Annotated in this window: 9 protein-coding genes; 1 reads left to right on the plus strand and 8 read right to left on the minus strand. The window is 72.7% G+C overall.

The features are described from left to right. Positions 1-16: 16 nt before the first annotated feature. From G5C65_RS25085 to G5C65_RS25100, 4 genes are all read right to left on the minus strand, one after another. Positions 17-610, minus strand: coding sequence for a malonic semialdehyde reductase (locus G5C65_RS25085; RefSeq protein ID WP_165301196.1), 594 nt, complete (start codon positions 608-610; stop codon positions 17-19). Positions 611-725: 115 nt separating this feature from the next. After that, positions 726-1037 carry an exodeoxyribonuclease VII small subunit gene (locus G5C65_RS25090; RefSeq protein WP_165301197.1) on the minus strand — a complete coding sequence of 104 codons (312 nt, stop codon included), beginning with the start codon at positions 1035-1037 and terminating at the stop codon, positions 726-728. Between the two features lie 9 nt (positions 1038-1046). Beyond that, entirely contained in the window at positions 1047-2261 is a 1215-nt protein-coding gene (gene xseA, locus G5C65_RS25095) for an exodeoxyribonuclease VII large subunit (RefSeq protein ID WP_165301198.1), read from the minus strand. Between the two features lie 52 nt (positions 2262-2313). Then, a complete protein-coding gene (locus tag G5C65_RS25100; protein WP_165301199.1) occupies positions 2314-3735 on the minus strand; it encodes an APC family permease in 1422 nt (473 codons plus the stop codon). 84 nt (positions 3736-3819) lie between these two features. Between G5C65_RS25100 and G5C65_RS25105 the strand changes: the two genes are divergently transcribed. Then, the gene (locus G5C65_RS25105; RefSeq protein ID WP_165301200.1) at positions 3820-4800 is read left to right on the plus strand and encodes a 4-hydroxy-3-methylbut-2-enyl diphosphate reductase; all 981 of its coding nucleotides are present in this window, start codon (positions 3820-3822) and stop codon (positions 4798-4800) included. Positions 4801-4848: 48 nt separating this feature from the next. Here the strand turns inward: G5C65_RS25105 and G5C65_RS25110 are convergent, their stop codons facing one another. From G5C65_RS25110 to G5C65_RS25125, 4 genes are all read right to left on the minus strand, one after another. Next, on the minus strand, positions 4849-5574 hold the full coding sequence (locus tag G5C65_RS25110; protein WP_206442243.1) for a potassium channel family protein: 726 nt from the start codon (positions 5572-5574) through the stop codon (positions 4849-4851). 33 nt (positions 5575-5607) lie between these two features. After that, the gene (locus tag G5C65_RS25115; protein ID WP_165301201.1) at positions 5608-6969 is read right to left on the minus strand and encodes a TrkH family potassium uptake protein; all 1362 of its coding nucleotides are present in this window, start codon (positions 6967-6969) and stop codon (positions 5608-5610) included. Positions 6970-7093: 124 nt separating this feature from the next. After that, on the minus strand, positions 7094-7693 hold the full coding sequence (locus G5C65_RS39545) for a DUF6542 domain-containing protein (protein WP_241266035.1): 600 nt from the start codon (positions 7691-7693) through the stop codon (positions 7094-7096). A gap of 45 nt (positions 7694-7738) precedes the next feature. Continuing rightward, complete coding sequence (locus G5C65_RS25125) at positions 7739-8641, minus strand: alpha/beta fold hydrolase (RefSeq protein ID WP_165301202.1); 903 nt, start codon at positions 8639-8641, stop codon at positions 7739-7741. Positions 8642-8841 lie beyond the last annotated feature (200 nt).

Raw genomic sequence — 8841 nt, forward strand, 5'->3', positions numbered from 1 at the left:
GGCCCCCGGACGCGCGTCAGAGCGTGGTGACCGCGTCCTCGAAGGCCAGCCGCGGGTTGCGCGGCCGGTAGGCGTCGGGGCCCGGCTTGCCTATGTTGACCACCATGAGGGCCCGCTGGCCGCTGTCGGCGAAGAACTCCTTGTTCAGCCCCGCCGCGTCGAACCCCGTCATCGGGCCGGCGGCGAGCCCCGCGGCGCGGATGCCGACGATGAAGTAGCCCGCCTGCAGCGCCGCGTTGAAGGTGCCGGCGGACTCACGGGCCGACGGGTCGCCGAAGACGGCGTCCTTGAGCTGCGGGACCTGCGGGAACAGCTCGGGCAGCCGCTCGTGGAAGTCGGTTTCCGCGGAGAGGATCGCGGTGAGCGGCGCGGTGCGGGTCTTGGGCTGGTTCGGCCCGGCCATATGCGCCACGAGGCGCTCGCGGGCCTCGGGGGAGCGGAGGAGGGTGACCCGGAGCGGCGACTGGTTGTAGGCCGTCGGACCGTACTTGACCAGGTCGTATATCGCCTGTACCTGCTCTTCGGTCACCGGTTCGTCGGTGAAGGAGTTGGCCGTGCGGGCCTCGCGGAAGAGGAGATCCTGTGCGGTGGGGTCGAGGACCAGAGCCATGGTGCGGTGCCTTGCCTTTTCGTACGGGTGTGCGCTGAGCAGTAGGTCGAGTGTACGACTACTTGTTCAACGTTAAACCAAGGCTCGGCTATTCCGCGCACCGCCCGGCGGCCGGTCAGCCCGCTCCGTGCCCCGCGCCGTCCTCGTCGTCCGCCTCCGCGTCGTCGTTGTCCGCGTCGTCGTCGTTGTCCTCGTCCGTGTCCTCCGCGTCCTCGTCCAGCACCGCGTCCAGCCGGGCCCGCGCGCCCTCCAGCCACTCGCGGCAGATCCCGGCCAGCTCCTCGCCGCGCTCCCACAGCGCCAGGGACTCCTCCAGCGTGGCGCCGCCCGCCTCCAGCCGCTGGACGACCTCGATCAGCTCCGCCCGCGCCTGCTCGTAGCTCAGCGCGGACTCCTCCGTCCCGCCCGGCGTCTCCGTCGTCGTCATACGCCCAGCCTATGCGGGGGGTGTGACGGTCACCTCGAACTCCCCGTGCGCCACCCGGGCGCGCAGCTCGTCGCCCTCCGCGACCTCCTCGGCGTCCCGCACCACCGCGCCGTCGCCGCGCTGCAGCACCGCGTATCCGCGCTTCAGGGTCGCGGCGGGGGAGAGGGCGACGACCCGGGCGCGGGTGTGCGCCAGCTCGTCCTCGGCGCGGTCCAGCCGGTGTGCGAGCACCCGCCGGGCGCGGTCCAGCGCGTCCGCGACCTCCTCCTCGCGGCGCTCCACCATCGCGTGCGGGTCCGCCATCACCGGACGGCTCAGCACGGCCTCCAGCCCGCGCTCCTCCCGCTCCAGCAGCCCCGTGACCACCCGCCAGGCGCGCTCGCGCAGCACCCGCACCCGCTCGTGCTCCTCGCCGACGTCCGGCACGGTGTCCTTCGCGGCGTGCGTGGGCGTGCGCGAGCGCAGATCGGCGACCAGGTCCAGGAGCGGCTGGTCCGCCTCGTGCCCGATCGCCGAGACGACGGGGGTGCGGGCGGCGGCGACGGCCCGCACCAGCCGTTCGTCGGAGAACGGCAGCAGGTCCTCCATCCCGCCGCCGCCCCGGGTGATGATGACCACGTCCACGTCCCCGCGGGCGTCCAGCTCGCGCAGCGCGTCGATGATCTGCGGTACGGCATACGCCCCCTGCACCGCCGTGTTGCGCACCTCGAAGCGGACCGCGGGCCAGCGCTCGCGGGCGGTGTGCAGCACATCCCGCTCGGCGTCCGAGGCGCGGCCGGTGATCAGCCCTATCCGGTGCGGAAGGAAGGGGAGGCGCTTCTTCCGCTCGGCCGCGAACAGGCCCTCCGCGGCCAGCGCCCGCTTGAGCCGCTCCAGCCGGGCCAGCAGCTCGCCGACGCCGACCGGACGGATCTCCGCGGCGCGCAGCGAGAGCCGGCCCGCCTTCTCGTACCACTCCGGCTTGGCGTGCACGACCACCCGGGCGCCCTCCGTGAGGACGTCCTTGACCTGGTCGTACACCTGGCGGAAGCAGGTGACGCTGATCGAGACGTCCCGGGAGGGGTCGCGCAGGGTGAGGAAGACCATGCCGGCGCCGGGGCGCGGCGAGAGCTGGATGACCTGTCCCTCCACCCAGACGGCTCCGAGCCGGTCGATCCAGCCCCGGATGAGGCGGGAGACCTCGGACACGGGGATGGGGGTCTCCGCGGATGTGGTGAGCGCCATGCAGCAAGGCTAAGAGCTCGCTCGGACATCGCCGGTGCCGCCGGGCTGCGGCTCACCCCCGCAGCCGGTCCTTGCGGTGCAGGACGTAGGCCACCACCAGGCCGGCCACCAGCCAGGTGAGGCCCACCCGGTGGGCCTCCTCGTTCGCGGTGACGATCACCGCGATCATGATGCCCAGGCCCACCAGCGGGACCGCCCAGTCGCGCAGCACGCTCACCGAGTGCTCCGTACCGCCCCGGCGGAGCCCGTAGTAGCCGACCACCGACAGATGCAGCAGGCAGAACGCCGTCAGCGCGCCCATGTCGACGATGGACACCAGCCGGTCCAGGCCGTCCGCCGTCTGGGCCGCCCAGACGGCGGCGCAGAGCGTCAGCACGGCGGTCAGCAGCACCGTGCGGCGCGGCACCCCGGTGCCCCGGTGCACCCGGGAGAGGGTCCTGGGCAGCCGCCCGTCCCGCGCCATCGCGTACAGCAGCCGGCCCGCCGCCGCCTGTCCGGCCAGCGCGGCGAACGCGGCACCGATCGCCTTGCTGGCGGCGATCAGCTTCTCCAGCCACTCGCCGACCGACGCGTTGACGGCCGTGTAGAAGGCGGCGCCCTGCGAGGCCGGGTCGTCGGCGAGCTTGCGCGAGGAGTCCTCGGACAGCAGCGCCGCCAGATACGTCTGGACGAGGAACAGCGCGCCCGCTGCGATCAGGCACCACACCAGGGCCCTGGCGACCAGCGAGGGGCCGCCGTGCCCCGGCCCCCGGCCCCGCATGGCCTCCTCGGCGAAGTTGGCGATGGCGTCGAAGCCGAGGAAGGAGAGGACGGCCACCGAGACCGCGCCGAGCACGGCGGCCATCGAGAAGTCCCGGTCCCCCGTCAGCGGCGTCAGCCAGCCGCGCGCGGCCCCGTCCTGGATGAGCACCACGACGGCGGCGCCGACGAAGACCAGCAGCACCGCGATCTCCAGCACCAGGATGGCGAAGCCGACGACGGCGGCCCGGTGCACCCCGGAGAGGTTCAGCGCGGTCGAGATCAGCACCGCCAGCGCCGTCCACACCCACCGGTCCACCTCCGGGACCAGCTGCTCCATCGCGATCCCGGAGAAGAGGTAGGCCACCGCCGGGATCAGCAGGTAGTCCAGCATCATCATCCAGCCCGCGACGAAGCCCACCCCGTCGCCGAGCCCGGCGCGCGCGTACGCGTAGACGGATCCGGCCTGCGGCACGGCGTGCACCATCCGCGCGTACGAGTAGGCCGTGAAGGACATGGCGACGGTGGCGATCACGTAGACCAGCGGGACCACGCCGTGGCTGCGCGCGTCCAGCGTCCCGTAGATGCCGACGGGCGCCATCGGCGCGATGAAGAGCAGACCGTAGACGATCAGGTCGCGGAGGGTGAGGCTGCGGCGCAGGCTGCCGTGTACGTCGCCGCCGACGCTGTGCTTCAGGCGGTCGAGGGCCGCCGAGCGGCTGTGGGCTCCGGGCATGGTTCTCAGCTTGCCGTATCCGGGCGCTTTGTCCGTGGAGCGGACCGGGCCACGCGCGGAGGCCGCCCCCCGTACGATGGCCGCATGACTGCATCGCCCTCGCGCCGGGTCCTGCTCGCCGCGCCGCGCGGTTACTGCGCCGGCGTGGACCGAGCCGTGATCGCCGTCGAACAAGCACTTGAGCAGTACGGTGCGCCGATCTATGTCCGCCACGAGATCGTGCACAACAAATACGTGGTCAGAACGCTGGAGAAAAAGGGCGCGATCTTCGTCGAGGAGACGGAGGAGGTGCCCGAGGGGGAGATCGTCATCTTCTCCGCGCACGGCGTGGCGCCCGCGGTGCACGAGGAGGCACGGCGCGGCAGGCTCGCCACCATCGACGCCACCTGCCCCCTGGTCACCAAGGTCCACAAGGAAGCGGTGCGCTACGCGAAGGAGGACTACGACATCCTCCTGATCGGTCACGAGGGCCACGAGGAGGTCATCGGGACCAGCGGCGAGGCGCCCGAGCACATCACCCTGGTCGACGGCCCGGAGGACGTGGGGAACGTCGAGGTCCGCGACCCGGACAAGGTCGTCTGGCTCTCCCAGACCACGCTGTCCGTGGACGAGACGATGGAGACGGTCGACGCGCTGCAGAGCCGCTATCCGAACCTCCTCTCGCCGCCCAGCGACGACATCTGCTACGCCACCCAGAACCGGCAGACCGCCATCAAGCAGGTGGCCGCCGAGTCCGACCTGGTGCTGGTCGTCGGCTCCCGCAACTCCTCCAACTCCGTACGCCTGGTCGAGACGGCCCTGACGCACGGGGCGAAGGCGGGCCACCTGGTGGACAGCGCCGACGAGCTCGACGAGGCGTGGCTGGAGGGCGTGCGGACCATCGGCCTCTCCTCCGGAGCGTCGGTCCCCGAGGTGCTGGTCGACGGGGTGCTGGAGTGGCTCGCGCAGCGGGGCTGGGAGGACGTCGAGATCGTCAAGCCGGTGGACGAGCACATGCAGTTCTCGCTGCCGAAGGAGCTGCGGCGAGATCTGCGCACCGAGGCAGCGGAACGGCTCCGCGGCTGAAGCCGTCCCTTAACGGCATTAAGGGGCCCTGTTGAGGGACCTGGGGCGCTACGCCAGGTTCGCGAAGGACTCCACGTCCTGGGTGCGGCCCGTGACGATGATCACGTCGCCCTTCTCCACCACCGTCTCCGGCGTGGCGTAGGTGAAGTCCTGGCCGGGCCGCTTGATGCCGACGACGGTCACCCCGTGCCCGCTGCGCACCCGGCTCTCGCCCAGCGGGAGCCCGGTGGCGACCTCCGGGGCGACCGTCTTGACCAGCGCGAAGTCGTCGTCGAACTGGATGAAGTCCAGCATCCTGCCGGTGACCAGATGGGCGACCCGCTCGCCCATCTCGTGCTCCGGCAGCACCACGTGATGGGCTCCCAGCCGCTCCAGGATCCTGCCGTGCTGCCTGCTGATCGCCTTCGCCCAGATGTTCGGCACCTCGGCGTCCAGCAGGTTGGAGGTGACCAGGATGCTGGCCTCCACATCGGTGCCGATGCCGACGACCGCGCTGGAGAACTCGCCCACGCCCAGCTGGTTGAGCACCTCCATGTCGGTGCAGTCCGCCACGGCCGTGTGGGTCAGCGCGTCCGAGTACTTCTGGACCAGGTGTGGGCTCTCGTCCAGGCCCAGGACGTCCCAGCCGCGCCGCATCAGCTCCGTGGCGAGGGAGCCGCCGAAGCGGCCCAGCCCGATGACCGCGATGCGCTGGTCCTGGGCGGGGCGGCGGCGCGATCCGGAGGTCGTCGTCCGGCTGCGGCGCCGGTTCAGGGTGTGCAGATAGCTGCTCATGGGTCCCTTCACATCTGCTCGTGACCAGCCTGGTCAGCCGATGATGGGTCGCTCTTCGGGGAGTTCGTAGCGGCGGCTCCGCTCGCGCAGGGCGAGCGCGGAGACGAGGGTGACGGGGCCGAGGCGGCCGACGAACATCAGCATGACGATGATCAGGTCGCCGGCCGTCCCGAGGTCGGAGGTGATCCCCGCGGACAGCCCGACGGTGCCGAACGCCGACACCGCCTCGAAGAGGACGTACTCGAAGGGTGCCTCCACCACCGTCAGCAGGGCGAGGGTGGCCGCTGTCACCAGCCCCATCCCCAGGAGCACCACGGTGAGGGCCTGGCGCAGGACGTGCGGGGCCAGCTTGCGGCCCATCACGCCGGACGTCGGCTCGCCGCGCACCTCCGCCAGGATGGCGACGCCCAGCACCGCGAAGGTGGTGACCTTGATGCCGCCCGCGGTGCCCGCGCTGCCGCCGCCGATGAACATCAGTATGACGGTGGACAGCAGGGTGGACGGCTCCATGGAGCCGACGTCGATGGCGTTGAAGCCCGCCGTGCGGCTCATCGCGGAGTGGAAGAAGGCGTTCAGCAGCTTCGAGCCGGTCCCCAGCGGGCCGAGCGTGTCCGCGTTCCCCCACTCCAGCAGGGCGGTCAGCACGGCCCCGGCGAACAGCAGCGAGCCCGTCGTGACCAGCGTCAGCTTGGTGTGCAGCGACCAGCGGCGCGGGCCCCGGGAGCGGGTGCGATGGCGCAGCAGCTCCAGCAGCACGGGGAAGCCGATGCCGCCCAGGATGACGGCGCAGGCCACCGGCAGCTCGACGAACGGGTCGTTCTGGTAGCGGGTGAGGCTGTCGGAGTAGAGGCTGAACCCCGCGTTGTTGAAGGCCGAGACGGCGTGGAAGACCGCCTGGTAGACGGCGTCGCCGATGGCCATGTCGTAGCGGTAGCGGAACCGCAGCGCCAGCAGCGCGGCCGTGGACAGCTCCACGATGAGGGTGGTCCCGGCGACGCCGAGCAGCACCCGGCGTACGTCGCCCATCCGCAGGGTCTTCGTCTCCGCCTGCGCGGTGAGCTGCATCCGCAGCCGCAGCCGCCCGGAGACCAGCACCGCCAGCAGCGAGGCCAGCGTCATGATGCCGAAGCCGCCGACCTGGATCAGGCCCAGGATGACGGCCTCGCCGAAGTCCGACCAGTAGGTGCCGGTGTCCACGGTGACCAGACCGGTGACGCAGAGCGCGGAGACGGAGGTGAACAGCGCGTCCACCGGCTCCGCGGCCTGCGAGTCCGCGGTGGCGACCGGGAGCGCGAGCAGGGCCGCGCCGGACAGGGCCGCCAGCGCGAAGGCGACGACGGTCACCCGGGCCGGGTGGGTGCGCAGCAGGCTGTAGCGCAGGAGTCGCTTCGGCATGCTCTGTTGTCACACCCCTTACGGCTCCGCGCTCAAAACTGACGCAACTTTAACCGTAGGGGGGCGGGACCCCTCACACACTGGTCCCGGAGCCGCGCTGCCGGCAGGGTGCGGGGCGCGGTGGTCAGCGGCGCCGCCGACGCCGGCCCGCCAGCCAGCGCCCGGCCGCGATCGCCCCGGCCAGCAGCGTGCCCGCGTACAGCCAGCCCGCCTGCAGCGCCAGATTCGTGAACACCTGCTGGAGACGGCTCCCGATCCCGTGCCCCGGGCCGCCCACGCACAGCAGCCCCACCGTGAACGCCAGCGGCGCCGCCACCGGCGCCGCGTACAGCTCGGCGGGCCGCACCCACAGCGCGGCCGCCGCGCACACCAGCACGAAGAAGCCGCCGTACGCGTCGGCCGAGGACGCCATCAGCAGCCCGTCCAGCCCGCCCCACAGCGCCATCAGCAGCCCGGCGAACACTCCGGTGCCGAGCCCGGTGAGCCGCGGCGCGGGCAGCCGCGCGCCGCCACGCTCGGTGAGGCGTACGTCGCGGCGACGGTCGCCGAGACGGCGGTACGGGCCGCCCGAGCCGGACAGGAGCTCCCGGTCGCGACGCTGCGCCTGGCGGTGCTGTAGCCGGGCAGGGGCCGCCCCTTGCGGCCGTCGCAGTCTGCGGGGGCTCTGTGACCGGTAGCGCAGTTCCCCGCCTCCCGTCAGGGGCGCGGGGAACTGCGCGAGCAACCACGGCGACACCGGGGTCCGCGACGCACGGCAAGGGGCAAGCCCCTACTCGGCGCGGGCCAGCAGCTCGCGCAGCGCCGCGACGACCTCGGTGGGCGCCTCCTCGGCCATGAAGTGCCCGCAGGAGACCGTGGTGTGCCGCAGCCGGGGCGCCCACGCGCGCCACAGCCCGGCGGCGTCGAACCCCAGTGCCGCGCCCCAGTCCTGCTGGAGCACCGCCACCGGCATCCGCAGCCGGTTCCCCGCGGCGCGGTCCGCCTCGTCATGGGTGACGTCGATCCCCGCGGAGGCCCGGTAGTCGGCGACGATGGAGGGCACGGCGGCCCGGCCGGCGCGCAGATACGCGGCGCGCACATCGTCCGGGATCGCCTCCGGGCCACGCGTCCAGACGTCCAGGAAGTGGCCGAAGAACGCGTCGGGCTCGGCGCCGATCAGCCGCTCGGGCAGGCCGGGCGGCTGGGCCATCAAATAGAGGTGGAAGGCGACGGCGGCGCTCGTGCCGTGCAGCACCTCCCACATGTCCAGGGTGGGCAGCACGTCGAGCGCGGCGAGGTGGGTGACCGCCTGCGGGTGGTCGAGGCCCGCCCGCACGGCGACCAGCGCCCCGCGGTCGTGCCCGGCGAGCGCGAAGCGGTCGTGCCCGAGGGCGCGGGCGAGCGCGACCACGTCGGCGGCCATGGCGCGCTTGGCGTACACCGTCCCGTCCGGGTCGGCGGGCTTGTCACTCTCGCCGTAGCCGCGCAGGTCGGGGCAGATCACGGTGTGGTCGGCGGCGAGGTCGGCGGCCACGTGCCGCCACATCAGATGGGTCTGCGGGAAGCCGTGCAGCAGCACGAGCGGGCTGCCGGAGCCGCCGACGGCGGCGTGCAGGGCCACGCCGTCGCCGACGGTGACGCGCCGGTAGTCGAACCCGTCGATACGGGGGGTGCGGGAATCCGTGGAACTCATGCGCCCAGCGTGCCCGCGGCGGATGAGTATCCGGTGAGCGGCGGGTGAGCCGCTGCGGCGGCGGGGCCGGTCGCGGCGTCCGGCGTGCCTACAGTGGGGCGTATGAGCAGCAGCACCGGCGCGCCGGGCCCCCGCCGGGTGACCTTCCGGGTGCTGGGCCCCCTGGAGGCCGAAGCCGAAGCCGAAGCCGGGGCCGGGGG

The organism is Streptomyces boncukensis, assembly GCF_011045075.1.
In the GTDB taxonomy this organism is placed as follows: domain Bacteria; phylum Actinomycetota; class Actinomycetes; order Streptomycetales; family Streptomycetaceae; genus Streptomyces; species Streptomyces boncukensis.

Excerpts from the sequence above, each read along its gene's own strand:
- G5C65_RS25115 (WP_165301201.1), bottom strand. The coding sequence starts at position 6,969 with ATGCCGAAGCGACTCCTGCGCTACAGCCTGCTGCGCACCCACCCGGCC.
- G5C65_RS25090 (WP_165301197.1), bottom strand. The coding sequence starts at position 1,037 with ATGACGACGACGGAGACGCCGGGCGGGACGGAGGAGTCCGCGCTGAGC.
- G5C65_RS25105 (WP_165301200.1), top strand. The coding sequence starts at position 3,820 with ATGACTGCATCGCCCTCGCGCCGGGTCCTGCTCGCCGCGCCGCGCGGT.
- G5C65_RS25125 (WP_165301202.1), bottom strand. The coding sequence starts at position 8,641 with ATGAGTTCCACGGATTCCCGCACCCCCCGTATCGACGGGTTCGACTAC.
- G5C65_RS25110 (WP_206442243.1), bottom strand. The coding sequence starts at position 5,574 with ATGAGCAGCTATCTGCACACCCTGAACCGGCGCCGCAGCCGGACGACG.
- G5C65_RS25085 (WP_165301196.1), bottom strand. The coding sequence starts at position 610 with ATGGCTCTGGTCCTCGACCCCACCGCACAGGATCTCCTCTTCCGCGAG.
- xseA (WP_165301198.1), bottom strand. The coding sequence starts at position 2,261 with ATGGCGCTCACCACATCCGCGGAGACCCCCATCCCCGTGTCCGAGGTC.
- G5C65_RS25100 (WP_165301199.1), bottom strand. The coding sequence starts at position 3,735 with ATGCCCGGAGCCCACAGCCGCTCGGCGGCCCTCGACCGCCTGAAGCAC.